This window comes from Mycobacterium sp. NGS29 (assembly GCF_059812965.1).
Genome location: NZ_JCALDR010000001.1, coordinates 308,083 through 332,775 on the forward strand (window position 1 = coordinate 308,083; position 24,693 = coordinate 332,775).

Consider the following 24,693-nt stretch of genomic DNA (forward strand, 5'->3'; position numbering starts at 1 on the left):
CCCGCAATGCGGGTGCTGGTGGCCCCCGACTGTTACGGGGACAGCCTTTCGGCGGTGGAGGCCGCCGCCGCCATCGCGACCGGCTGGACGCGGTCCCGTCCGGGTGACTCGTTCATCGTCGCGCCGCAGTCCGACGGCGGACCCGGCTTCGTCGAGGTGCTGGCCAACCGGATGGGCGGGCTGCGCCGACTCGTGGTCTGCGGACCGCTGGGCGCCGACGTCACCGCCCAGTGGGTCTTCGACGAGCGCTCAGCGACCGCGTATCTGGAATGCGCGCAGGCGTGCGGGCTGGGGCTGCTGGACGGGCCACCCACGCCGGAGACCGCGATGGACGCCCACAGCCGCGGCGTGGGCCAGCTGATCGCGGCTGCGCTGCAGGCCGGGGCGCGGCGCATCGTGGTCGGGCTGGGCGGCAGCGCCTGCACCGACGGCGGGCAGGGAATGGTCAACGAGTTGGGCGGCCTGGACCTGGCCCGCCAGCGGTTGGCCGCTGTGGAGTTGATCGCCGCCTCCGACGTCGCATATCCGCTGTTGGGACCGTGGGGGGCGGCACGGGTGTTTGCTCCGCAGAAAGGCGCGGACACCGCGACCGTCGCCAAATTGGAAGTGCGGCTCGAAGCGTGGGCGTTGGTGCTCGACACGGTGGCTGGGCGCGACGTCAGCGCCGAGCCCGGCGCGGGTGCGGCCGGCGGCATCGGGGCGGGCCTGCTTGCGCTGGGCGGGCGCTGCGAATCCGGGGCGGCCATTGTGGCCGAACTCACCCACTTCGCCGACGATCTCGAAGACGCGGACATGATCGTCACCGGCGAGGGGCACTTCGACGAGCAGTCGCTGCACGGCAAGGTGGTGGGTGAGATCGCGGCCGCCGCCCGGCCGCTGGGTATTCCGGTGATCGTGCTGGCCGGACAGGTGTCGGTGGACAAAGCCACCACCCGCGTGTCGGGCATCATGTCTGCGCTGGCCATGTCCGAATACGCAGGTTCGGTGCGGTTGGCACTGGCCGACGCGGCGAATCAGCTGATGGGATTGGCCTCCGAGGTGGCCGCTCGACTCGGGAATAGCGGTCCGGCGGGGTACCGTTGAAACAGTGAGTTTTTCCTGGCAGGCCCCGGACAGTGCGTCGGGGAAGCCGGGCGGGCCACCCGAACACATGAGCAGGTAGGAGAAGCAATGACGGTGCAGAACGAGCCGACCACCGAGGCCCACGGGGTGATCCTCACCGACGCCGCGGCCGCCAAGGCGAAGTCCCTGCTGGACCAAGAGGGACGTGACGACCTTGCGCTGCGGATCGCGGTGCAACCCGGTGGATGCGCGGGGTTGCGCTACAACCTGTTCTTCGACGACCGCACCCTGGACGGCGACCTGACCGTGGAGTTCGGCGGCGTGACGCTGACCGTGGACCGGATGAGCGCGCCGTACGTGCAGGGCGCGTCCATCGACTTCGTCGACACCATCGAGAAGCAGGGCTTCACCATCGACAACCCGAACGCCACCGGTTCGTGCGCGTGCGGGGACTCGTTCAACTGAGCGGTCAGTACTGCCCCGAAGTGCGCAGCACGTAGGAGCACACCAGGATCTGGCCGCGCTGGAACAGCAACTGCGCGACACCCTGGATCTCTTTGCGCGCCGGCCCGCCGGTGGCCGGCGTCGCATTCATGCTGAACAGCACCTGCGCCTGATACTGCGACAGGTACACGATCTTGTCGATTCCGGTGATCTCCACCTCGGAGAACTGTTTGCGGAACGCGTCGCTGCTGAGCTTGGCCAGGGCCAGGTCGGAGCGCTTGTCCTTCACCGCGTCATAGATGCCGCACATCGAATTGCGGACGATGACGTCGGTGTCCTTGTGCGCCAGCGCGTTGAGGTAGGTCTGGATCGCCGACTTGGCCGTGGCCTCAGGGAAGGTGCTGGTGGTGTTGGCCCCGTTGGTGCGAACCCCGTAGACGATGGCGGTCGTCAGGCCCGCGATCAGCGCAATGGTCAGCAGGATGCCGATCAACAGCCGTCGGGGCCGCCGGTTGGGGTGGGGGGCCGGCGCCGGCGGACCCGGATACGGGTGCACCGGTGGCTCGTTGCCGTCACGCGGAAAATCCAGCGTCTCGGGCCCGACCTGGGGGTACGGCTGCCCCTGCGGAGGTCCTTCATCGCCGACCGCGGGGTTCGGCGGGTACGGACCGGCCATCGTTGTTCTCCTACGCTGGTGGACGAGTCGACGAGAGGTTGCCGTCCGAGTCGCGGCAATCAGGGGAGTTCCCCAGGGCAGGCTAGCGCAACCGTTTTCAGCGCCTGCGCTACGACGGCGTTGGTGGCCGAGCTGACGTTCATGAGAGGCTAGACGACCTTAGAAACGAAGGACGGAGATTTAGTGACCATCGCGGTAACCGGTTCCATTGCCACCGACCATCTGATGCGCTTTCCCGGCAAGTTCTCCGAGCAGCTGCTGCCGGAGCACCTGAAGAAGGTGTCGCTGAGCTTCCTGGTCGACGACCTGGTGGTGCATCGCGGGGGAGTGGCCGGAAACATCGCCTTCGCCATCGGCGTGCTGGGTGGCGACGCCGCGCTGGTGGGCGCCGCCGGCCAGGACTTCGGCGAATACCGGTCCTGGCTGCAGTCCCACGGCGTCAACTGCGACAGCGTGCTGATCTCCGACACCGCGCACACGGCACGTTTCGTCTGCACCACCGACACCGAGATGGCGCAGATCGCGTCGTTCTACCCGGGGGCGATGTCCCAGGCCCGCGACATCTCGCTGGCCGACGTGGTCCAGCAGATCGGCACCCCGGAACTGGTGATCATCGGCGCCAACGACCCGGCCGCGATGGTCGTGCACACCGACGAGTGCCGCAAGCTGGGGCTGGCATTCGCCGCCGACCCGTCGCAGCAGCTGGCCCGACTCTCCGGCGACGAGATCAAACAGCTCATCGACGGCGCTGCGATCCTGTTCACCAACGACTACGAGTGGGACCTGTTGCTGTCCAAGACCGGTTGGTCGGAGGCTGATGTGATGGCGCAGGTCGAGCTGCGGGTCACCACGCTGGGCGCCAAGGGCGTCGACATCATCGGCCGGGACGGCGCCACGCTGCACGTGGGCGTCGTGCCCGAGACGAGCCAGACCGACCCGACCGGGGTCGGGGACGCGTTCCGGGCCGGCTTCCTGACCGGTCGCAGCGCGGGTCTGAGCCTGGAGCGGTCGGCGCAGCTGGGCTCATTGGTGGCGGTCCTGGTGCTGGAGTCGACCGGGACCCAGGAGTGGGAGTGGGACCGCTCGCTCGCGGAGTCCCGGCTGGCCGGTGCCTACGGCGACGACGCTGCCGCCGAGATCGCCGCGGTACTCGCCTGAGTCCCCGCCTTTCGCCGTCGTCCGTTTCGCTCTGCAGAGTGAAGCGGCGGCTCTCGGTGTGACGCCAGGGCGGAAAAGCAGTCCGAATCCCGACCTGCGCTCACTCCGGAGTGCGTGATTTCACACGCGAAGCCCGAGGCTACAACTCGACGGGGTAGACCGGCTCGCTGATCTGCGGCACCACGCTGTGCTCCACGAAGATCGCGTGCCACAGCATGAAGATCAGCAACGTCCACAGCCGCCGGCTGTGATCGCTGCCGCCGAGCCGGTGTTCGTCGAGCAGCCGGCGCACCGCGGCCACGTCGATCAGGTGGCCGGCCTGCGACGACTCGACCATCTGGTAGGCCCACTCCTGCAGTTCGCCGGCGCGCAGCCAATGCCGAATAGGGACCGGGAAGCCCAGCTTGGGCCGGTGCAGCACATGCGCGGGCACGATCGGCTCCAGCGCGCGACGCAGCGCGTACTTGGTGGTGGTGCGGGTGATCTTGGCCTGGTAGGGCAGCCGTGCCGCGACGGCGAACACCTCGGGGTCCAGGAACGGCACCCGCAGCTCCAGCGAGTTGGCCATCGTCATCTTGTCGGCTTTGACCAGGATGTCGCCGCGCAGCCAGGTGAACAGATCGAGATGTTGCATACGTGCCACCGGATCCCAGTCAGCCGATTGCGCGTAGATCGCGGCGGTGACGTCGGTGTGGGTCCAGTCCTCGCGGAATCCGGGCAGCACCTCACGCAGTTGCTCGTCGGAGAAGCTGCGGGCGTTGCCGTAGTAGCGCTCCTCGAGCGTCAGCGACCCGCGGTGCAGCAGGCTTTTGCCTCGCATACCCTCCGGCAGTGGTCGCGAGACCCGACCCATCGACCGGCGCACCGGCCGCGGCAGATAGTCGAAGGGCTTCAGCGACAGCGGCTCCCGGTAGATCGTGTAGCCGCCGAACAACTCGTCGGCGCCTTCCCCGGACAACACCACCTTGACGTGCTTGCGCGCCTCGCGGGCCACGAAGAACAGCGGCACCAGCGCCGGGTCGGCGACCGGCTCGTCGAGATACCAGACGATCTCGGGCAACGCGGCGACGAACTCCTCGGCGCTGACCACCTTGGCGACGTGGCGGGCGCCGATCGCTTCGGCCGAGGCCACCGCGACGTCCAGCTCGGAGAAGCCCTCCCGTTCGAAACCGGTCGTGAACGTGATCAGTCGCGGGTTGTGCCGGATGGCCAGCGCCGCGATGGCGGTGGAGTCGATGCCACCGGACAGGAACGACCCGACGGTGACGTCGGCGCGCATGTGCTTGGCCACCGAGTCCTCGAGCACCGCGGTGATCTCGTCGTAGCGGGCCTGTTCGTCGTCCGACGTGATCGGCACCGCCGCGAACCGGGGAACGAAGTAGCGGGCGACCTCGGGGTCGGATCCAGGCCGGATGCGGGCGTAGCAGCCCGACTCCAGGCGCCGGATCCCGCGGTGCAGCGTCTCGGGCTCCGGGACGTACTGCAGGACGGTGTAGTGCTGTACCGCCCGCAGGTCGATCGCCTCGTCGAAACCGATCAGATCGGCCAGGTCCAGCAGGCATTTCTTCTCGCTGGCCACCGCGGTGCCGCCGGTGCCGGTGGCCATGTACAGCGGTTTGATGCCGAACGGGTCGCGGGCGCAGAACAACTCGCGGGTTTCGGTGTCCCACAGCGCGAACGCGAACATGCCGCGCAGCCGGGTGAGCACCTCGGCACCCCAGAAGTGGAAGCCGGCCGCGATCGCCTCACCGTCGCCGTCGGTGGCGAAGACCGCGCCGTGCCGGGTACGCAGCTCGTCGCGCAGTTCCAGGTAGTTGTAGATCTCGCCGTTGAAGACCAGCACGTAGCGGTCCGGCGTGTCGGGGGGACCCCACTTGAGCGGCTGGTGCGAATGCGCGATGTCGATGATGGAGAGCCGGTTGAATCCGAACACCACCGAGCCGTCGGAGTCGGGATCGGCCCAGGTGCCCGGCTCGTCGGGACCCCGGTGCCGCATCAGGTGCGACGCGTCGGAGATCGCCTCGTCGGCCCGGGCGGCATCAGCTGCAGCGCGCCGGGCCCCGTCGGGCTCCTCGGAACCGGCCGGAGCGGCGACGAAAGCCAGCAGTCCACACACGGCGCCCCAGTATGCCGCACTTCACCGGGCTTGGGGATGCAGCGTCCGGCGGGTTGCGGTGACCAGGCAGTCGCTAGGTGAGACGGTGTGGTCTACGCTGCGTAGTATTCGACATCCGAGTTAGACCGGGTCAGCCGGAAGGCCAGTCGGCCCAGCTTGTGATACAGGAGGCGCCCAACGTGACACGACGCGGGCTTGGTCGTTCGCAAAGCTTGTCGCAGTGCGGTTCTGGAGGCGTACGCGGCCCGGCCCGGCGTCTCCGGCCGGTGTTGCTGCTCGTCACCCTCGGCGTGCTGGCGGTCACCCTGAGCGGGTGCACCTGGCAGGACGCCCTGGCGCTCGGCTGGCCCGAGGGCATCACCCCCGAAGCGCACGCCAACCGACAGCTCTGGATCGGCGCCGTCATCGCCTCCTTCGTCGTCGGCATCATCGTGTGGGGTCTGATCTTCTGGGCGTCGGCCTTCCACCGCGCCAAAGACTCCGACACCGACCTGCCCCGCCAGTTCGGCTACAACATGCCGCTGGAACTGGTCCTGACGGTGACACCGTTCCTGATCATCTCGGTGCTGTTCTATTTCACCGTCGTGGTGCAGGAAAAGATGCAGCACCGGGAAGACCCCGAAGTCGTGATCGACATCACCGCCTTCCAGTGGAACTGGAAATTCGGCTACCAGCGCGTCGCGTACAAGGGAGACAACGGCTTCCGGTACGAAGGCCTGGACGAGGCGCGAAAACGCGAGATGGTCTCCAAACCGGACGGCAAGGACCGGCACGGTGAAGAACTGGTCGGACCGATACACGGGCTCAACACCGAGGACCGGACCTACCTGAACTTCGACAAGGTCGAGACGCTGGGCACCAGCACCGAAATCCCGGTCCTGGTACTGCCCGCCCACCGGCGCATCGAATTCGTGCAGGCCTCCGCCGACGTGATTCACGCGTGGTGGGTGCCGGAGTTCCTGTTCAAGCGCGACGTGATGCCCAACCCGGTGGCCAACAACTCCACGAACGTCTTCCAGGTCGAGGAGATCGTCAAGACCGGCGCGTTCGTCGGCCACTGCGCCGAGATGTGCGGCACCTACCACGCGATGATGAACTTCGAGGTCCGCGTGGTGGAGCCGGACAAGTTCGTGACCTACCTGCAGGCGCGGATCGCCGGAAAGACCAACGCCGAAGCGTTGCGGGCGATCAACGAGCCCCCGCTGGCGACGAAGACCGAGCCGTTCGACACGCGGCGCGGTGAATTGGCCCCGAGCCCAAGAGGTTAGGACAACTCATGCATATCGAAGCCAGGTTGTTCGAGTTCGTCGCGGTGTTCTTCCTGGTCGTGACGGTGCTCTACGGCGTGTTGACGGCCATCTTCGCCGTAGGCGGCGTCGAATGGGCCGGGACCACCGCGCTGGCGCTGACCACCGGGTTGGCGTTGATCGTGGCCACCTTTTTCCGGTTCGTCGCACGTCGCCTCGACACCCGGCCCGAGGACTACGAGGGTGCCGAGATCAGCGACGGCGCAGGGGAGTTGGGCTTCTTCAGCCCGCACAGCTGGTGGCCGATCATGATCGCGCTGTCCGGGTCGGTCACCGCCACCGCGATGGCCCTGTGGCTGCCGTGGCTGATCGTCGCGGGAGTGGTGTTCATCCTCGCCACCGTGGCCGGCCTCGTCTTCGAGTACTACGTCGGTCCCGAAAAGCACTGACCGCGTCCCAAAGGTCACAATCCGGGCATCAGTTGTCCGGCGCCTGTTTGCCGCCGCGGCCGTGTCCGGACCGGTTGGGTAGGGTTTCCGAGGCACCATGAGAATTCACCGAGCGCGCGGGCGCGAATGTAGCCGCGGCGCCGCTCGGGCGGTTGGACAGGGTAGGCAGACATGAGCGGGCCGCATCCGCCGGGACGGGAACATGACGAGCCCGACCTTGTCGGCGAACCTGCCGATGCCGAACCCGGCAGCGACGCCCTCGACTACCCCGATGAGCTCGACGAGCTCGACCGGATTGACGAACACGACGACGATTTCGGGGCGGCACCGTCCGAGGCCTTCACGCGGGCGTACTCGGCGCCGGAGTCGGAACTGTTTGTCGGCGGCCCGTATCTGCCCGTCGATCTGGGGCTCTACGACTACGACGGCTACGACGACTTCGACCGCGACGACGACCGATCCACACCGCGCTGGCCCTGGCTGGTCGGCATCGCCGCGATCGTCGCTGCGATCGCACTGGTGACGGCCGTGTCGCTGCTCGCGACGAACGCCGACACCGCCAAATTCGCCAAGCCCGAGGTCAGCACGACGACGACCTCGTCGGCGCCGCCCGCCCAGGACGAGATCACCACCACCAAAACGCCGCCGTCGTCCGAGCCGCCGCCACCGCCGCCGTCGTCCGAACCGCTCGAAGCACCCCCGTCGTCAGAGCCGCCGACGACAACTACGCCCCCTCCGCCGCCACCGTCGCCGTCACCGACCGCTGCGCCCCCGCCCGCGCCCAGCCCGTCGGTCGCGGCGCCGCCCCCGCCGCCCAGCACCACGCCGGCCGGCCCGCGGCAGGTCACCTACTCCGTGACGGGCAGCAAGGCGCCGGGCGACATCATCTCGGTGACCTACGTCGACTCGTCCGGACGGCGACGCACTCAGCACAACGTGTACATTCCGTGGTCGATGACGGTCACGCCCATCTCACAATCCGACGTGGGTTCCCTGGAAGCGTCCAGTCTCTTTCACGTCAGCAAACTCAACTGCACGATCATCACCAACGATGGAACGGTCTTGTCCTCGAACTCCAACGACGCACCGCAAACGAGCTGCTGATGGTCGGCAGATACTCCGCCTACCGGCGCGGGCCGGATCCGGTGGTCAATCCCGACGTGATCGACCGCGTCATGATCGGCACCTGCGCGGCGATCTGGCTGGTGCTGATCGGTGTCAGCGTGGCTGCCTCAGTCGCGCTGTTCGACCTCGGGCGCGGTTTCCACAAAATGGCGCGCACTCCGCACACCACGTGGGTGCTGTACGCGGTCATCATCGTGTCCGCGCTGGTCATCGCCGGAGCCATTCCGGTGTTGCTGCGGGCCCGCCGCAGCACCCAGGTGGAGCCGGTGGTGCGGTCCAGAGCGCTGCAGGGGCGAAATCCCACTCGGCAGCCGATCGCGGTGGGCGCGCGTCCCGCTTCCCGTGCGGCGACCGACCCGGCGCGCCGCGACCACGTGAAAGCCTATGGCGCGCTTGACGAATGGTCCGGCGAGGCGGTGGACCGCCTGTGGTTACGCGGAACTGTCGCGCTGACCGGCGCCATCGGCACGGCGTTGACCGGGGTCGCGCTGGCGACTTACCTGATGGCCGCCGGCCACGACGGAGCCTCCTGGGCCAGTTACGGGTTCGCCGGACTGGTCACCGCCGGGATGCCGGTCATCGAATGGTTCTACGTGCGGCAGTTGCGGCAGGGTCACGCCGGGCACTAGGTCTGCCGGCCACTGCCACCGACTGCGGCGGTATGGCCTCCGGATTGCGGAGCGCAGCGGCGCTAGTGGTGCTCCCCGTTGGACGAACCGTTCGACGAACCGTTCGTGCTGCGCTCCTGGTGCTCGCGCAACGCCGTGAGAGCCCGGTGTTCGGCCGCGTGGCCCGCCTCGCGCAGCGCCGAATCCTCCGACGCAGGGTCGGCGGTGAGGAAGCTGCCGCTGCCCGGCGAACCGGCGGAGCCCAGTTTGTTCATCTTCTTGGGCAACGGTGCGCCCTGGTATTCCAGGGGCAGCGGGTGACCGTGGTCGTCGACGGGGCCCAGCGGCTGGTGCAGTTCGATGTAGGCACCGTGCGGCAGGCGTTTGATGATGCCGGTCTCCACGCCGTGCTCGAGGACCTCGCGGTCGCTGCGCTGCAGGCCGACGGCCCACCGGTAGGCGATGAAGTAGACCAGCGGCGGCAGGATCACCATGCCGATCCGGGCGATCCAGGTGGTCGCGTTCAACGAGATGTGGAACTTGAACGCGATGATGTCGTTCATTGCCGCCAGCGTCAGCACCATGTAGAAACTGATCGCCATCGCGCCGATCCCGGTGCGCACCGGCACGTCGCGGGGCCGCTGCAGCAGGTTGTGGTGCGCGTAGTCGCCGGTGAACCGCTTCTCCAGGAAGGGGTAGATGATCAGCAGGACGAAGACCAGCCCCATGATGATGCCGACCCACACCACCGCGGGAATCGTGTGGTGGAAGAAGTAGAACTCCCAGGCCGGCCAGATACGGGCCAGGCCCTCGGTCCACATCATGTAGAAGTCGGGCTGCGAGCCCGCCGACACCTGAGACGGCTTGTAGGGGCCCAAGTTCCAGATCGGGTTGATCTGTAGCAGCCCGCCCATCAGGCCGAGCACGCCGACGATGCAGGCGAAGTAGGCGCCGGACTTGACCGCGAAGCCCGGCATCACCCGCACGCCGACGACGTTGTGCTCGGTGCGACCGGGGCCGGGGAACTGGGTGTGCTTCTGGAACCACACCAGCGCCATGTGCACGCCGATCAGGGCCAGAATGATGCCCGGGATCAGCAGGATGTGCAGCGCGTACAGCCGCGGGATCAGGATGGTGCCGGGGAAGTCGCCGCCGAACAGCGCCCAGTGCAGCCAGGTCCCGATGACAGGCATGCCCAGGGTGATCGAGGACAGCGCGGCCCGCAGTCCGATGCCGGAAAGCAGGTCGTCGGGCAGCGAGTAACCGAAGTAACCCTCGAACATCGACAGGATCAGCAGCAGCGACCCGATCACCCAGTTGGCCTCGCGCGGCCGGCGGAAGGCGCCGGTGAAGAAGATGCGGGCCAGGTGGACCATGATCGACGCGGAGAACATCAGCGCGGCCCAGTGGTGGACCTGACGCACGAACAGCCCGCCCCGGATCTCAAAGGAGATGTTCAGCGCGGTCTCATAAGCCCGCGACATCTCCACCCCGCGCAGCGGCTGGTAGACGCCGTTATAGGTGACCTCGGCCATCGACGGGTCGAAGAACAGGGTCAGCCATACGCCGGTGAGCAGCAGGACGATGAAGCTGTACAGCGCGATCTCACCGAGCAGGAACGACCAGTGCGTCGGGAACACCTTGTTGAGCTGACGACGGACGGCCGCCGACGGGTGGTACCGGGTGTCGATGCCTTCGCCCTGGCTGGCCAGCACGTCACCGATTTTGGGGGGACTGAATTTTGGACTCATGTTGTGGTGCGCTCCCAGAAGGCCGGACCGACGGGCTCGATGAAGTCGCCGTTGGCGACCAAATACCCGCTTTTATCGATTGTGATCGGCAGCTGCGCCAGCGCACGGGCCGCCGGACCGAAGATCGGCTTGGCGAAATGCAACGCGTCGAACTGCGACTGGTGGCAAGGGCACAGGATCCGGTAGGACTGCTGCTCGTACAGCGACGAGGGGCAACCCAGATGTGAGCAGACCTTGGTGAAGGCGAAGAACTCACCGAAGTTGAAGCTCTCCTGGCCCTTGCGCTTGACCACCCGGTCCAGGTCACTGGGCTTGATGCGGATGAGCATCACCGGGTTGCGGACGCCCAGCGAGATCTCGGAGAGTTTCTCGTGGGACTCCACAGTGGTGCCGTCACCGTCGGACTCGCGCCACGGGAACACTGTTTCCATGCCGCCGGCGTCGAGGTCCTCGGGACGCATCTTGATGAACGGCGGGCCGTCGTGGGCACCGGTGGCCCGGGCCAGGTAGATGGTCTCGCCTTTGGTCCGCGGGGTCCACCCCGACGTCCACAGCACCGCCTTCATGCCCTCCGCAGTGGGCACGACCGGTTTCCACGGGTTCTTGATCAGGCCGCCGGCAAACGCGACCAGGGTGCCGAGGCCGAACGCGCCCATACCCATCCCGAACGACAGCCCGATCAGCTTGCGCCGGCCGATCGTCGAGCCTTCATAGGCGTCGGTCAGGTTCGCCACCACGGTCCTGCGGTCGATCTCGCGGGAGGCGCCGTCGTGCCGGTCCTGAATCGTAATCTCTTCCGGGATAAAGCGTTTCTGGAAGAGCACGGCCCCGATCGCGATGGACAGCACGGACATCCCGAAGGTGAAGCCGTACAGCGGGGTGGCCAGCGAGTACATCAGGTTGCCGTCGACGCCCCTGGGCTTGTACTCCCACGGCCAGAACAGGAAGACCACCAGCAGCGCGAGTCCGAAACCGCCGCCCAGCAACAGCCAGGTCGCGACCGAGCGCGCGGCGCGCTTCTCGGCCTTGGTGCCTGCGACCGGCCAGCGCGGCTCCTTATAGACGATGTCGACGCCGTCGATCTTGCTGCCGAGGTCGAGCAGCTCCTGGGTGGACATCGCGGCCAGTGCGGCGTCGTCCGGCTCTTTCTGGCCCTGGTGAGTGGCCGTGTCGGTGTCGGTGCCGGCCGCGCCGTCGCGCTCGGTCGGGTCAGGTCTTTCGCTCATGTGCGCGCCCCAATCCACAGTGCCAGTCCGATGGCGCCGACCATGCCGATGATCCACATCGCCATGCCCTCGGGTGCGGGCCCGAATCCGCCCAACCCGTAGCCACCGGGGGTGCGTTCCTCAGCGACGGTCCGCACGTAGCCGATGATGTCCCGCTTCGCCTCCAAGGACAGCTGCCGGTCGGAGAACTTCGGCATGTTCTGCGGTCCGGTCAGCATCGCGGTGAGGATCTGCTGCTCGTTGGCGGGCCCCAGGTCGGGGGCGTACTTGCCGGACGACAGCGCACCGCCCTTGCCGGTGAAGTTGTGGCAGGAAGCGCAGTTGAGCCGGAACAGGTCGCCGCCGCGACCCAGGTCGGTGCCGCGCAGCGACTCCATCTGCAGGCTGTTGTCGGGATTGCGCAGCACGGTGGGACCGCCACCGTTGGCCTGCACATAGGCGCCGAGCGCGTCGATCTGGCGTTCGTCGAAGATCGGTTCCTTGCGCTGGGCCTGAGCTTCGCCGCGCATCGCGGGCATGCGGCCGGTGGACACCTGGAAATAGACGGCCGCCTCGCCGACCCCGATCAGGCTGGGTCCGTGGTCGGGCACGCCCTGCAGGTTGGCGCCGTGGCAGGACACGCACGAGGTGTCGAAGAGCTGCTTGCCGGTGCGCAGAATGGCCGCACCGGACTCGTCGGCCATCGCGACCTGCGGCGTCGGCGTGAGCACCGCGGCCAGGCCGCCGGCGAAGGTCAGGGCGATCAGCAGCAGCAGTCCGCTGGTCAGCCGACGGCGCAGCCGTCGCCGCGAGCGGTCGGTGCGCGGCTTCTCCGGCTGGCTAGGCCGCCGGCCGGATCGGGTGGATCCCAGTTTTCTCAACTGAGCACTCCTGTTCTCGGGCCTGTGTTTCGGGGGTCGCTCAACGGATGAAATAGATCACGGCGAACAGCGCGATCCACACGATGTCCACGAAGTGCCAGTAGTACGAGACGACGATGCTGGCGGTGGCCTGCGCAGGGGTGAACTTGCTCATGGTGGTGCGCGCCAGCAGGAAGATGAAGGCGATCAAACCTCCGGTGACGTGCAGCCCGTGGAAGCCGGTCGCCAGGTAGAACACGCTGCCGTAGGCGCTGCCCGGGATGGTGGTCCCGTGCGTCACCAGGTGCACGTACTCGTAGGCCTGACCGAGGATGAAGAACAACCCCATCCCGAACGTGAGCAGATACCAGCGGCGCAACCCGAAGACGTCGCCGCGTTCGGCCGCGAAGACCCCCATCTGGCAGGTGAACGACGACGCGATCAGCACCAGCGTCACCGGCACCGCCTGGTAGAGATTCAGCTCGGTCGGCGGCGGCGGCCAGTTCCCCGCCGCCTGTGCTCGCGCCGTGAAGTAGAACGCGAACAGGCCAGCAAAGAACATGAGCTCGCTGGAAAGCCACACAATGGTGCCGACACTGACCATGTTGGGCCGGTTCAGCGAATGCACCCGCGAGGTAATCGCAGTACCCGAGGTCCCTACCGCACTCGTCACATCCGCAAGTATGACGCTTTGTAGTTGTCGCGCACTACCCGGGTGACTAATTTCCGGAAATTCGGTGGGCCGGGCCCGGTCTGCCGGCGGCTCAGGACGCCGGTTGGGCCGCGTTCGAAGCGCGTGGGACCATCGGCGCGTGGCTGCGTCGTCCGGGGGTGTGGTGTCCGCTGCGGTGCCGACGTGGCCGCAGGTGCTGGGCCGGCTGACCCAGCAGCAGGATCTGATCCGGGGCCAGGCCGGCTGGGCCATGGATCAGATCATGGCCGGGGAGGCGCAACCGGCCCAGATCGCGGCGTTCGCGGTAGCGCTGAAAATGAAGGGTCCGCGCGCCGACGAAGTGAGCGAACTCGCCGGCGTCATGCTCGACCACGCCCGCCCGATGCCGGCCGATGCGGTGCCCGCCGACGCCGTGGACGTGGTCGGCACCGGCGGTGACGGGGTCAATACCGTCAACCTGTCCACGATGGCGTCCATCGTGGTGGCGGCGGCGGGCGTTCCGGTGGTCAAACACGGCAACCGGGCGGCCTCGTCGCTGTCCGGCGGCGCCGACACGCTCGAAGCGCTCGGGGTGCGCATCGACCTGGGGCCCGAGCAGGTCGCCCGCAGCCTGCGCGAACTGGGGATCGGGTTCTGCTTCGCGCCGCAGTTCCACCCGTCGTACCGGCACACATCGGTGGTGCGTCGCGAGATCGGTGTGCCGACGGTCTTTAATCTCCTTGGGCCGCTTACCAATCCGGCCCGCCCGCGGGCCGGACTGATCGGTTGCGCCTTTGCCGACCTGGCCGAGGTGATGGCCGGGGTGTTCGCCGCACGCCGGTCCAGCGTGCTGGTGGTGCACGGGGACGACGGACTCGACGAACTCACGACCACCACGACGAGCACCATCTGGCGCGTGCAGGCGGGCACCGTGGACAAGCTCAAGTTCGATCCGGCGGGGTTCGGGTTCGCCCGCGCCGATCTCGAGCAGCTGCGTGGCGGCGACGCCCAGGTCAACGCCGCGGAGGTGCGCGCCGTACTGGGCGGCGCCCGGGGCCCGGTGCGCGACGCCGTGGTGCTCAACGCAGCCGGCGCCCTGGTTGCCCACGCGGGATTATCCAGCCGCGCTGAATGGCTGCCGGCCTGGGAAGACGGGCTGCGCCGGGCCAGCGCCGCGATCGACAGCGGCGCGGCCGAACAGCTGCTCGCGCGTTGGGTGCGGTTCAGTCAGCAGGTCTGAGCTGGTTTGCTCACCGGCGAGCCGCGCCGATCGTGCGGTGGCCGCCCAGCCGGCCCAGGCGCCCGCCGACCGCAGCGGTGTGGCCCACCCCGGGGTGTCGGCGTCGCCGGCGACCCGCACGATCCGCACCCCCGGCGTCGCCAGCCAACGGACGATCAGCGCGGTCTCTTCCACCAGCGTGCCGCCCAGCGGGGCGGGCGACGGCAGGATCGACTGCGCCCCGGCGACAATCGCCTCGACCACCGGCATCGGCGGCACCCCGCGCCGCGCGGTGCCTGCCGCGGCCAGCCGGCCGTGCCGGATGACGGCGAGCTGGTAGCCGTCCGAGCCGTCCGGCTTGGCGGCGATCAGTTCGGGCAGCACGGTCAGGGCACGCAGCCGTTGCCCACGCCAGAGCGCCTCGACGGCGGTGGCGATGTGATCGCGCAGCCGGGCCGCGCTCTCGTAGTGATGCCGGTCGGCCAGGGCCGCGACGTGGGCGACGGCCGCGCCCAGCGCGGTGTTGTCGGTGCCCTCGATCAACCTCGACGCGCGCCGTATCGCCGCGGCGTACTGCTCGGCCGTCACATCCCGGGCGGCGGGGCACGGCGAGATTTCCAGTTCCGGACATGCGGGACCGTGCCGGGCGGAGCGGGCCAGGCGCTTGGTGCAGGTCCGCACCCCGGTGAACCGGGCCAGCAGGTGTGCGGTGTCGACAGCGTCGGCGCGGGACCGGAACGGGCCGACGACCCGGTCATGCCGGGGGTTGCGGACCACCGAGAAGCGCGGGAACGCCTCGTCGGTGAGCACCACCCACCACCAGCGGTGCGGGAACCGCGACCGGCGGTTGTACGGCGGGGCGTGGGCGGCCAGCAGACGGAGTTCGCGCACCCCGGCTTCCAGCGCGTGCGCGCACTCGACGTGGTCGACCCCGTCGGCCAGGGCGACCATCTCCTTCATCCGGCTGCGCGGATCGGCGCCGTTGAAGTACTGGCTGACCCGACGGCGCAGGTCCACGGCGGTGCCGACGTAAAGCACCTCCGCCGCGGGTCCGCGGAACAGGTAGACGCCCGGGCGGCGTGGCAGCGCATCGGCGAAGACCCGTTTGCGCCGCTGCGCGGGGGTGACGTCGGGCAGGTACGAGCGCAGCTCGGAGTAGGTGTGGATGCCCTGGTTGCCGACCCGCTCGATGAGCGCGTGCAGGACGTCCACGGTGGCCCGCGCATCGTCCAGCGCGCGGTGCGTGGGCTGGGTTGCCACGGCGAACAGCCGGGCCAGCTCGGCCAGCCGCACGCTGGGCGCTTCCTCCCGGCTGAGCACCCGCCGGGCCAACCGGACCGTGCACAGCACCTTGGGCCGGGGCCAGCGCAACCGGCAGCGCTCGGTGGCCGCGCGCAGAAAACCCATGTCGAAGCCGGCGTTGTGGGCCACCAGCACCGCGTCGCCGGCGAATTCGAGGAACATCGGCAGCACTGCGTCGATGGTGGGGGCGTCGCACACCATGGCGGTGGTGATGCCGGTCAGTTGCACGATCTGCGGCGGGATGCTGCGCTGCGGGTCGACCAGGGTGGCGAATTCACCCAGGACGGCACCCCCGCGCACCTTGACCGCGCCGATCTCGGTGATCGCGTCCGGGGTGGCACCGTCGCGGCCGACGGCCCGACCGCCGGTGGTCTCCAGATCGACGACGACAAACGTGGTTTCGCGCAGGGTCGGTTCGGTAGGCGCCGCCCAGCTGTCCAGCCCGGCGAAGCTGAGTTGGGTCCCACCGCTCGCGCCCATGACCGTGACGTTAGGCATGCGCACCGACACCTGTTGATTTCCCACGCCGACCGTTGTTGTCGGTGCCCGCCGTTACCGTGCATTTCAGTACGCAGGCCCGACCGAGAGGACCGACTCAGATGGCATTCAGCAGCGGAACCGAAAGCCGCGGTGGCAGTGCGCCACGCCCGGGGGAGCCGGTCGTCATCGACTGCGATGACTGCGCGGTGCGCGGCCCGGGATGCCGCGACTGTGTGGTGAGCGTCTTGCTCGGCGTACCCGAAACCCTTTCCTACGACGAGCAAGTCGCGTTGGAAGCGCTGGCAGAGGTGGGGATGGCGCCGCGGCTGCGCCTGGTGCCGATCCGGCGCGGAAGGGAGTCTGGCGTGGCGTGATACCTCGTGTAGGGTCGACGACGGCATGAACCCGGCTTCACATAAAAATGACAGAAATCTACCTAATTTCTTAACCCGTCCCTTTGGACAAACGTCGATATCATTTCGTAACCTGTTTGAGACCTAAACCAGCTCGTCGCATTGGCGTCGATGGCAGTTTAAGGAAGCAAATCTTGAGGCTCGACTTTAGGCACTTGACCGCGCGCGCAATCAAGCAGTTTGCCATCGGTTCGTTGACGAGCTTCGTCGTGTTTTCCGGCATCACGGCCGCCGCGGTGATGGCCGATCCGGCCGAGGACGCACTGGCAAAACTGAACGAACTCTCCCGTCAGGCCGAGCAGACCACCGAGGCGATGCACAGCGCCCAACTCGACCTGAACGAGAAGCTGGCCGCCCAGCGGGCCGCGGACAAGAAGCTCGTGGACGACCAGGCTGCCGTGGGCGCCGCGCAAGCGAAGTTGGCCACCTTCCAGACCGCAGTGAACAAGCTCGCCGCCGCGACCTACATGGGTGGCCGCACCGACGGGCTGGACGCCATCCTGACCGCCGACTCTCCGCAGCTGCTCATCGACGGGCTGTCCGTGCAGCGGGTGATGGCAGGTCAGATGTCCGCGCAGATGGCCAGCTTCAAGGCCGCCGGCGAGCAGGCCGCCAAGGCCGCGCAGGTCTCCGCCAAGTCCGCGGCGGACGCCAAGGCCGCCGCCGAGCAGGCCGCTGCGGTGCGGGCGAACCTGCAGCACAAACAGAGTCAGCTGCAGGTGCAGATCGCCGTGGTGAAGTCGCAATACCTGGCGCTGACCCCGGCGCAGCGCACCGCGCTGGCCAGTCCCGGTCCGGTGCCCGAGCAGGTTCCGGGGGCACCGGCTCCCGAGGCCCTGCCGCCGGGTGCTCCACCGGCCCCCGAGGGCGCTCCCGCGCCTGGCGAGCCGCCGGTGACCGGCGCGCCGTTCACCATGCAGCCCGGCGGAGGCGGGGGTGGCGGGGACCGTGCCGTCGTGGTCCAGGCCGCGTTGACCCAAATCGGGTCGCCCTACGTGTGGGGTGGTGCCGCGCCCGGTGGATTCGACTGCTCCGGCCTGGTCATGTGGGCCTTCCAGCAGGCCGGCATCTCGTTGCCGCACTCCAGTCAGGCGCTGGCGCACGGCGGTCAGCCGGTGTCGCTCGGCGAGCTGCAGCCCGGTGACGTGCTGACCTTCTACTCCGATGCGTCACACACCGGCATCTATATCGGCGACGGAATGATGGTCCATTCCTCCACCTTCGGCCAGCCGGTCCGGGTGGTACCGATGGACTCCTCCGGTCCGATCTACGACGCCCGCCGCTACTGACGATCGCGGCCTCACGCCGGCGTTCCCAGCTGCTGGCGTGCGTGCTGGTCGCTGAGCTGTGTGCGGCGCTGGTCGTCGCAGTTCACCAGCAGGCCGAGCAACCCGCCCCGGTTGTCACCACGTCGTCGGACAGCATCGAGCACCGATTCGCCGTGGGCACCACGCCGGATCGCATCGTGCGGTCAACGAATGAAGGTGGGCCCGATGCCGGTCGCCTGCTGTCCCGGGTGGCAGCGGACATGCGCCCGGCTGTCGAGGCGGTGGTCGCGTTCTGGGGCCCGGACTGGTCACCCGAGATCCCGGTGATCGCCACCGGCACCGATGAGCAGTTCCGGGTCGCAGCCGGGGGTGGTCCGGCGGCGCAGTGGACGGACATCGCCGCGGTCACCGTGGTCGACCGGGTCGATCCGGCGCTGCGCACCGCCCTGGGCGCCCGGATCGTGTTCGCGCCCGGCGCGGCCGGGATGAGCGCGGGTGCATTGCGAATTGTGTTGACGCACGAGCTTTTTCACTTCGCCGCTCGGGCGGACACGGCTACCGACGCGCCCCGGTGGCTGGCCGAAGGTGTGGCCGACTACGTGGCCAGGCCGCCGACCGCGGTGCCCGCCGACGCGGCAACCACCCTGCCCACGGACTCCGAACTGGACGCCACCGGTCCGCAGCGCTCGCAGGTATACGACCGGGCGTGGTGGTTCGCGCGGTTCGTCGCCGATATCTACGGGGTGCCGAAATTGCGCGAACTCTACCGGTCCGCTTGCGGGGTGGGGCATGGCGATGTGCAGACCGCCATCCGTGCCGTGCTCGGCGTCGACGCTGCCGACCTGCCGAACCGGTGGCGGAACTGGGCGGCCGACCGAGCCTGATCTGCGCGCGCCGAGGACCGGTTTGCGGACCGGCCGGGCTAACGTGACGTGGTGAGCCGGGTCCTGCTGGTAACCAACGACTTTCCGCCGCGGCGCGGCGGGATCCAGTCGTATCTGGCGGAATTCGTCAGCCGGCTGGCCGGCGCCGGTGCGCACACCGTGACCGTGTATGCGCCGAAGTGGAAGGGCGCCGAGGCTTTTGACGCCGCCGCCGGCTATCGCGTGGTGCGCCATCCCACCACGCTGATGCTGCCCGTTCCCACCGTGGACGCCCGGATGCGCCGGCTGATCGCCGAGCACGACATCGACACGGTCTGGTTCGGCGCGGCCGCACCGCTGGCCCTGCTGGCGCCGCGCGCCCGGCAGGCCGGGGCCACCCGGGTGCTGGCCAGCACCCACGGCCACGAAGTGGGCTGGTCGATGCTGCCGGTGGCGCGGTCGGTGCTGCGCCGCATCGGCGACGGGACCGACGTCGTGACCTTCGTCAGCCGCTACACCCGATCCCGGTTCGCGCCCGCCTTCGGGCCCGGCGCGTCACTGGAGTACCTGCCGCCCGGGGTGAACAGCGACCGGTTCCGGCCGGACCCGGCCGCCCGCGCAGAGTTGCGCAAGCGCTACCGGCTGGGGGACCGGCCGACGGTGCTGTGCCTGTCCCGGCTGGTGCCCCGCAAGGGCCAGGACATGCTGATCAAGGCACTGCCGGCGATCCGGCAGCAGGTTGACGGCGCGGCGCTGGTGATCGTCGGTGGCGGACCTTATCTAGAGACGCTGCGCCAGTTGGCGCGCGACCGTGGGGTCGCCGACCACGTGACCTTCACCGGCGGGGTGCCGGGCGACGAACTGCCCGCCCATCACGCGATGGCCGACGTGTTCGCCATGCCGTGCCGTACCCGCGGCGCCGGAATGGACGTCGAGGGGCTGGGCATCGTGTTCCTCGAAGCCTCAGCCACCGGGGTACCGGTGGTCGCCGGCGATTCCGGTGGAGCTCCGGAAGCGGTGCAGCACAACAAGACCGGGCTGGTGGTCGACGGCAACTCGGTGCAGGACATCGGCGCAGCTGTCACCGGGCTGCTGACCGATCGCGACCGGGCGGCGGCGATGGGTGCCGCCGGCCGGGGGTGGGTGCAGGCGCAGTGGCGCTGGGACACCTTGACCGAGCGGCTCGCGGGCCTGTTGTCCGGGGACTGATCCCGGCCGGCCACGCGCCCGTCGCTATTCCTTGTCGTAGATCGCTTCGATGTCGGACGCGAACTTCTCGGCCACCACGTTGCGCTTGACCTTCATGGTCGGTGTCAGCTCGCCGGTGTCCTCGGTGAAGTCCACCGGCAGAATCCGGAACTTGCGGATCGACTCGGCGTTCGACACCTGCAGGTTGGCCTGCTTGACGGCGGTATCCACCTCCGCCATCAGATCGGGATCGGTGGCCAGATCGCCCACCGAGGCACTGTCGGCTTTGCTGTTGCGGCTCTTCCAGCCGTCGAACGCCTCGGGATCGATGGTGATCAGCGCGCCGATGAACGGCTTGTTGTCCCCGACCACCATCGCCTGGCTGATCAGCGGGTGCGACCGCAACTGGTCCTCGAGCACCGCGGGCGCAACGTTCTTGCCGCCCGCGGTGACGATCAGCTCCTTCTTGCGGCCGGTGATGCTCAGGAAGCCGTCTTCGTCGATGGAACCCAGATCTCCGGTGCGGAACCAGCCGTCGGCGAAGGCTTCCTCGGTGGCCTGCTCGTTCTGCCAATAACCGCTGAACACCACGCCCCCGCGCACCAGCAGTTCCTTGTCTTCGGCGATCTTGAGGCTGTTGCCGGGCAACAGGCTGCCGACCGTCCCGATCTTGAGGCCGTTGACCTGGTTGACGGTGATCGCGGCACTGGTCTCGGTCAGGCCGTAGCCCTCGTAGATGGTCAGGCCGACACCGCGGTAGAAGTGCCCCAGTCGGGCGCCCAGCGGTGCCCCGCCGGACACCGCAGCATGGCAGTCGCCACCGAGCGCCGCGCGCAGTTTGTGGTAGACCAGCCGATCGAACAACGCGTGTTTGGTGCGCAGCACCAGGCCGGGCTTGCCGTCGTCGAACGCGCGGCTCCAGTCGACCGCGGTCTGCGCCGCGGCCTTGAAGATGGGGCCTTTGCCGTCGTTGGAGGCGTTCTGCGCGGCCGTGTTGTAGACCTTCTCGAACACCCGCGGAACCGATACCACCACAGTCGGTTTGAACTCCGCGAACAGCGGCAGCAGGTTCTTGATGTCGCTGGTGAAGCCGACCGTGACTTTGCTGGTGAACGCGGACAGGGTCAGCGCGCGGGCCAGCACGTGGGCCAGCGGCAGGAAAACCAACAGCCGCTGACCCTCGCACAGCAACGTCGGCAGGCAGTCCCGGGTACCGCGGATCTCGTGCAGCAGGTTGGAATGGGTGAGTTGGCAGCCCTTCGGCCGTCCGGTGGTACCCGAGGTGTAGATCAGCGTCGCGGGATCCTCGGACCGCAGCCCCTCCTGGCGTGCGGTCAGCTCGGCGGGGTCGACCGATTCGCCGGCCTCCACCAACTGATCCAGAGCCTTGGGACCGGAGCCGTCGATGTGCAGCACCCGGCGCAGTGCGGGCAGGTCGCCGGTGAGTTCGGTGACGGTCGCCGCGTGCGCGTCGGTTTCGGCGAACGCCAATACCGCTTCGGAGTTCTTCAGCACCCAGCGCACCTGCTCGGCCGACGACGTTTCATAGATCGGCACCGTGACCGCACCCACCGCCAGGATCGCCAGATCGAGGATCGCCCACTCGTAGCGGGTCGCCGAGAAGATACTGACCCGGTCCCCGGCCTCGACGCCCAGGCCGATCAAACCCAGTGCGGCAGAACGAATTTGACTTGCGGCTTCGGCGCAGGTGACATCGGTCCAGACGCCGTCGATCCGGCGTTGGTAGATCACATAGTCAGGGTCGTCGCGTTCGTGCTCGAACACCACGGCCGCCACATTGTCGTGCTCGGCTACCGAAAAGCGGGCAGGGACACTGTACTGACGCACTCTATTTCCTCGCTTGACCTAGGTGGGGTCGGCTTGCTGTGAACAGCCTAGTGCGGTACCGGGTCGCACCGTCGCGACGTCGGCCAGTATGTGAAGCTGAGGCGATGAACAGCATCCAGATTGCTGACCAGACGTATGTCGCGGCCGACGGGGCGCTGGTCGGGGCCGCGGTCGCCGATCAGTCGAAGTGGCGCCGGTGGTGGCCCGATCTGCGGCTGCAGGTCACCGAGAACCGTGCCGAGAAGGGCATCCGATGGGCGGTCACCGGAGCCTTGACCGGAACCATGGAAGTCTGGCTGGAACCGTCGCTGGACGGCGTGATCCTGCACTATTTCCTGCACGCCGAGCCGAGCGGCGTATCGGCCGCGGAGTTGGCCAAACTGAACCTGGCGAAGATGACGCACCGGCGCCGAGTAGCGGGCAAGAAAATGGCGTTCGAGGTGAAGACGACCCTGGAAGAGTCACGTCCGGTCGGTGTTTCTCCGGTAGTTTAACCGGGTCGAGGTTGGCATCGAGCCGACCGAAGGACGCAGCTCAGGGGAGTACCGTTTCAGCCGGGAGAAGGGCGCTCCCGAGAACGGTGCGGGACGGGAACGCGAAAGGGACTGCCAGGTGGCGGACAAGACGGAGCAGACAATCTATATCGACGCCGATCCGGCCGAGGTGATGGCGGCGATCGCCGACCTCGAGTCCTACCCGGACTGGATCAACGAGTACAAGCAGGTCGAAGTCCTCGAGACCGACGACGACGGCTACGCCAAGAAGGCCCGCATGCTGATGGACGCGACCATCTTCCGGGACACCCTGATCATGAACTACGAGTGGCCCGCGGACCGCAACTCGTTGAGTTGGACGCTGGAGTCCAGTTCGCTGCTCAAGTCCCTCGAGGGCTCATACATCTTGGCGCCCAAGGGTTCTGGCACCGACGTCACCTACCAACTCGCTGTTGACCTGGCCGTCCCGATGATTGGCATGCTCAAGCGCAAGGCCGAGCGCAGGATTATCGACGGCGCATTGAAAGACCTGAAGAAACGAGTCGAGGGCTGAGTGATTCCGCCGCGCCCACCCCGGCTCGGATCAGCCTTTTCGTCGGCAAGGGCGGGGTAGGGAAGTCCACCCTGGCAGCTGCTACCGCGGTGTGCGATGCCAGCGGTGGTCGGCGGGTGCTGATCGTGTCCACCGACCAGGCGCACTCGCTGGGCGACGTACTGGGTGTCCCGGTGCCGCCGACGGGTACCGGCGACGCAGTCCGAGTCTTCACCGATCTGGAAACCGAAGACGCCGAGCCCAGCGGCGGCTCCCTGGACGCCCTGGCCCTGGACACGCTCGCGTTGCTGGAGCACCGCTGGCGCGACGTCGCCGAGGCGCTCGATGCGCAACTGCCCGACTCCGACCTGGCCAGCATGGCCCCCGAAGAACTCTCGGCGCTGCCCGGCATCCAAGAAGTGCTGGGTCTGCACGCGGTCGGCGAACTCGCCTCCTCCGGCCGCTGGGACCGCATCGTCGTCGATTGCGCCTCCACCGCCGACGCCCTGCGCATGCTGACTTTGCCTGCGACCTTCGGCCTCTATGTCGAACGCGCGTGGCCGCGGCACCGCCGACTGAGCATCGGCGCCGACGACGCCCGGTCGGGCGCGGTGGTGAACCTGCTGGAACGCATCAGCGACAGCGTCGATCGTCTGGGCTCGCTGCTGGCCGACGGGGAGTCGGTCAGCGCGCACCTGGTGCTGACCCCCGAGCGGGTGGTTGCCGCGGAGGCCGCCCGGACGCTGGGGTCGTTGGCCCTGATGGGTGTTCGGGTAGAGGAACTCCTGGTCAACCAGGTGCTGGTGCGTGACGAGAACTACGAGTACCGCAGCCTGCCGGACCATCCCGCGTTCTACTGGTATGCCGAACGGATCTCCGAGCAACGCGCGGTGCTGGAGGAGTTGGACGTCACCATCGGCGACGTGGCGCTGGTGCTGGTGCCGCACCAGGCCGGCGAGCCGATCGGACCCAAGGCCCTGGCCGGACTGCTCGACAGTGCCCGGCGCCGTCGCGGCGAGTCCCCGCCCGGCCCCATTCGTCCCGTCGTCGACCTGGAATCGGGGTCGGGGCTGGATTCGATATACCGACTGCGACTAGCGTTGCCCCAACTCGATCCCGGCTCGCTCACCCTGGGGCGGTCCGACGACGATTTGGTCATCAGCGCAGGTGGGGTGCGTCGCCGGGTGAGATTGGCTTCGGTACTGCGACGATGTACGGTGCTGGACGCCCAATTGCGCGGCACCGAGCTGACAGTACGATTTCGACCAGATCCGGAGGTATGGCCAAAGTGAGTGGGGCTCATACCGACATCGGTCCCGAACTGCGCCGGCTGGCGCAGTCGATCCTGGACGGCATCGATCCCGGGGTGCGTGCGGCAGCCATGACGGCGATCAGCGGCGGGGCCGGCAAGTGCCAGCAGGTGTGGTGCCCGGTGTGCGCGCTGGCGGCGGTGGTGACCGGCGAGCAGCATCCGCTGGTGACGATCATCGCCAACCACAGTGTCGCGCTGCTGGAAGTGGTCCGGGCGATCGTCGCCGACATCGACGACACCGTGGTGCCTCCCGAAGACGACGTATCCGGTGGTGCCGATTCCGGCGGCCCGGGCGCCGACGTTAACAGCGCCACCGGCGACGGCACCGCGAAAACGCGCTACCAGCCCATCCCCGTTACGCTGCACGAGTGAGCCACCCGGTTGCGAGGTGGTCGGAGCCATCGTCGATGGGTACAGTTGG

The 24,693-nt window shown here is 68.1% G+C and carries 23 protein-coding genes and 1 pseudogene; 16 read left to right on the forward strand and 8 right to left on the reverse strand.

What is annotated here, in order from left to right:
- The first annotated feature begins 6 nt into the window (after window positions 1–6).
- Window positions 7–1,083, forward strand: coding sequence for a glycerate kinase family protein (locus AC5Y5Z_RS01435; RefSeq protein WP_463824916.1), 1,077 nt, complete (start codon window positions 7–9; stop codon window positions 1,081–1,083).
- Between the two features lie 87 nt (window positions 1,084–1,170).
- Window positions 1,171–1,527: a HesB/IscA family protein gene (locus tag AC5Y5Z_RS01440; RefSeq protein WP_463824493.1), complete on the forward strand. Its 357-nt coding sequence runs from the start codon at window positions 1,171–1,173 to the stop codon at window positions 1,525–1,527.
- Between the two features lie 4 nt (window positions 1,528–1,531).
- Here the strand turns inward: AC5Y5Z_RS01440 and AC5Y5Z_RS01445 are convergent, their stop codons facing one another.
- Window positions 1,532–2,182, reverse strand: a complete 651-nt coding sequence (locus AC5Y5Z_RS01445) for an Rv0361 family membrane protein (protein WP_463824492.1) — start codon at window positions 2,180–2,182, stop codon at window positions 1,532–1,534.
- A gap of 183 nt (window positions 2,183–2,365) precedes the next feature.
- Between AC5Y5Z_RS01445 and AC5Y5Z_RS01450 the strand changes: the two genes are divergently transcribed.
- Complete coding sequence (locus AC5Y5Z_RS01450) at window positions 2,366–3,340, forward strand: carbohydrate kinase family protein (protein WP_499923026.1); 975 nt, start codon at window positions 2,366–2,368, stop codon at window positions 3,338–3,340.
- Window positions 3,341–3,479: 139 nt separating this feature from the next.
- On the opposite strand, the gene asnB is transcribed toward AC5Y5Z_RS01450, so the two are convergent.
- Window positions 3,480–5,456: an asparagine synthase (glutamine-hydrolyzing) gene (gene asnB / locus AC5Y5Z_RS01455; RefSeq protein WP_499923028.1), complete on the reverse strand. Its 1,977-nt coding sequence runs from the start codon at window positions 5,454–5,456 to the stop codon at window positions 3,480–3,482.
- Window positions 5,457–5,635: 179 nt separating this feature from the next.
- Between asnB and ctaC the strand changes: the two genes are divergently transcribed.
- The 4 genes from ctaC to AC5Y5Z_RS01475 all read left to right on the forward strand — a co-directional run bounded on the left by ctaC (window position 5,636) and on the right by AC5Y5Z_RS01475 (window position 8,906).
- Entirely contained in the window at window positions 5,636–6,724 is a 1,089-nt protein-coding gene (ctaC, locus tag AC5Y5Z_RS01460; protein ID WP_499923030.1) for an aa3-type cytochrome oxidase subunit II, read from the forward strand.
- Window positions 6,725–6,732: 8 nt separating this feature from the next.
- Window positions 6,733–7,152 carry a cytochrome c oxidase subunit 4 gene (locus tag AC5Y5Z_RS01465; protein WP_463824488.1) on the forward strand — a complete coding sequence of 140 codons (420 nt, stop codon included), beginning with the start codon at window positions 6,733–6,735 and terminating at the stop codon, window positions 7,150–7,152.
- A gap of 171 nt (window positions 7,153–7,323) precedes the next feature.
- On the forward strand, window positions 7,324–8,256 hold the full coding sequence (locus tag AC5Y5Z_RS01470; RefSeq protein WP_499923033.1) for an MmpS family transport accessory protein: 933 nt from the start codon (window positions 7,324–7,326) through the stop codon (window positions 8,254–8,256).
- The gene (locus AC5Y5Z_RS01475) at window positions 8,256–8,906 is read left to right on the forward strand and encodes a DUF2561 family protein (RefSeq protein ID WP_463824486.1); all 651 of its coding nucleotides are present in this window, start codon (window positions 8,256–8,258) and stop codon (window positions 8,904–8,906) included. Before AC5Y5Z_RS01470 ends, AC5Y5Z_RS01475 begins: the two co-directional genes overlap by 1 nt.
- Before the next feature lie 62 nt (window positions 8,907–8,968).
- Here AC5Y5Z_RS01475 and qcrB read toward each other — a convergent pair whose 3' ends face one another.
- From qcrB to ctaE, 4 genes are read right to left on the reverse strand one after another with little or no spacing between them, the layout of a single operon-like run.
- The gene (gene qcrB, locus AC5Y5Z_RS01480; RefSeq protein ID WP_463824485.1) at window positions 8,969–10,636 is read right to left on the reverse strand and encodes a cytochrome bc1 complex cytochrome b subunit; all 1,668 of its coding nucleotides are present in this window, start codon (window positions 10,634–10,636) and stop codon (window positions 8,969–8,971) included.
- A complete protein-coding gene (gene qcrA / locus AC5Y5Z_RS01485) occupies window positions 10,633–11,862 on the reverse strand; it encodes a cytochrome bc1 complex Rieske iron-sulfur subunit (RefSeq protein WP_463824484.1) in 1,230 nt (409 codons plus the stop codon). The genes qcrB and qcrA overlap by 4 nt, the downstream gene beginning before the upstream one ends.
- The gene (qcrC, locus tag AC5Y5Z_RS01490; RefSeq protein ID WP_499923035.1) at window positions 11,859–12,722 is read right to left on the reverse strand and encodes a cytochrome bc1 complex diheme cytochrome c subunit; all 864 of its coding nucleotides are present in this window, start codon (window positions 12,720–12,722) and stop codon (window positions 11,859–11,861) included. Before qcrC ends, qcrA begins: the two co-directional genes overlap by 4 nt.
- 40 nt (window positions 12,723–12,762) lie before the next feature.
- Complete coding sequence (gene ctaE, locus AC5Y5Z_RS01495) at window positions 12,763–13,374, reverse strand: aa3-type cytochrome oxidase subunit III (protein ID WP_463824482.1); 612 nt, start codon at window positions 13,372–13,374, stop codon at window positions 12,763–12,765.
- A 139-nt stretch (window positions 13,375–13,513) separates the two neighbouring features.
- Here ctaE and trpD point away from each other — a divergent pair, with 139 nt between their 5' ends.
- Window positions 13,514–14,593, forward strand: a complete 1,080-nt coding sequence (gene trpD, locus AC5Y5Z_RS01500; protein WP_463824481.1) for an anthranilate phosphoribosyltransferase — start codon at window positions 13,514–13,516, stop codon at window positions 14,591–14,593.
- Here trpD and AC5Y5Z_RS01505 read toward each other — a convergent pair.
- Window positions 14,531–16,372, reverse strand: a pseudogene (locus AC5Y5Z_RS01505) (DEDD exonuclease domain-containing protein); the annotation flags it as partial. The gene trpD and the pseudogene AC5Y5Z_RS01505 overlap by 63 nt on opposite strands.
- Before the next feature lie 101 nt (window positions 16,373–16,473).
- Between AC5Y5Z_RS01505 and AC5Y5Z_RS01510 the strand changes: the two are divergent.
- From AC5Y5Z_RS01510 to pimB, 4 genes are all read left to right on the forward strand, one after another.
- A complete protein-coding gene (locus AC5Y5Z_RS01510; protein ID WP_463824480.1) occupies window positions 16,474–16,728 on the forward strand; it encodes a hypothetical protein in 255 nt (84 codons plus the stop codon).
- A 173-nt stretch (window positions 16,729–16,901) separates the two neighbouring features.
- Window positions 16,902–18,056 (forward strand): peptidoglycan hydrolase RipC, encoded by a 1,155-nt coding sequence (gene ripC / locus AC5Y5Z_RS01515; protein ID WP_499923038.1) that lies wholly within the window; start codon window positions 16,902–16,904, stop codon window positions 18,054–18,056.
- Between the two features lie 41 nt (window positions 18,057–18,097).
- Complete coding sequence (locus tag AC5Y5Z_RS01520; RefSeq protein ID WP_499923039.1) at window positions 18,098–18,919, forward strand: hypothetical protein; 822 nt, start codon at window positions 18,098–18,100, stop codon at window positions 18,917–18,919.
- 51 nt (window positions 18,920–18,970) lie between these two features.
- The gene (gene pimB, locus AC5Y5Z_RS01525) at window positions 18,971–20,107 is read left to right on the forward strand and encodes a GDP-mannose-dependent alpha-(1-6)-phosphatidylinositol monomannoside mannosyltransferase (RefSeq protein WP_499923040.1); all 1,137 of its coding nucleotides are present in this window, start codon (window positions 18,971–18,973) and stop codon (window positions 20,105–20,107) included.
- Between the two features lie 24 nt (window positions 20,108–20,131).
- Here the strand turns inward: pimB and AC5Y5Z_RS01530 are convergent, their stop codons facing one another.
- On the reverse strand, window positions 20,132–21,934 hold the full coding sequence (locus tag AC5Y5Z_RS01530) for an AMP-dependent synthetase/ligase (RefSeq protein ID WP_499923044.1): 1,803 nt from the start codon (window positions 21,932–21,934) through the stop codon (window positions 20,132–20,134).
- Window positions 21,935–22,038: 104 nt separating this feature from the next.
- On the opposite strand from AC5Y5Z_RS01530, the gene AC5Y5Z_RS01535 reads away from it, so the two are divergent.
- From AC5Y5Z_RS01535 to AC5Y5Z_RS01550, 4 genes are all read left to right on the forward strand, one after another.
- Window positions 22,039–22,428: a polyketide cyclase / dehydrase and lipid transport gene (locus AC5Y5Z_RS01535; RefSeq protein WP_463824475.1), complete on the forward strand. Its 390-nt coding sequence runs from the start codon at window positions 22,039–22,041 to the stop codon at window positions 22,426–22,428.
- Between the two features lie 118 nt (window positions 22,429–22,546).
- The gene (locus AC5Y5Z_RS01540; protein ID WP_499923046.1) at window positions 22,547–22,981 is read left to right on the forward strand and encodes an SRPBCC family protein; all 435 of its coding nucleotides are present in this window, start codon (window positions 22,547–22,549) and stop codon (window positions 22,979–22,981) included.
- Window positions 22,978–24,252 (forward strand): ArsA family ATPase, encoded by a 1,275-nt coding sequence (locus AC5Y5Z_RS01545; protein ID WP_463824915.1) that lies wholly within the window; start codon window positions 22,978–22,980, stop codon window positions 24,250–24,252. Before AC5Y5Z_RS01540 ends, AC5Y5Z_RS01545 begins: the two co-directional genes overlap by 4 nt.
- Complete coding sequence (locus tag AC5Y5Z_RS01550) at window positions 24,249–24,644, forward strand: hypothetical protein (RefSeq protein ID WP_499923047.1); 396 nt, start codon at window positions 24,249–24,251, stop codon at window positions 24,642–24,644. Before AC5Y5Z_RS01545 ends, AC5Y5Z_RS01550 begins: the two co-directional genes overlap by 4 nt.
- Window positions 24,645–24,693 lie beyond the last annotated feature (49 nt).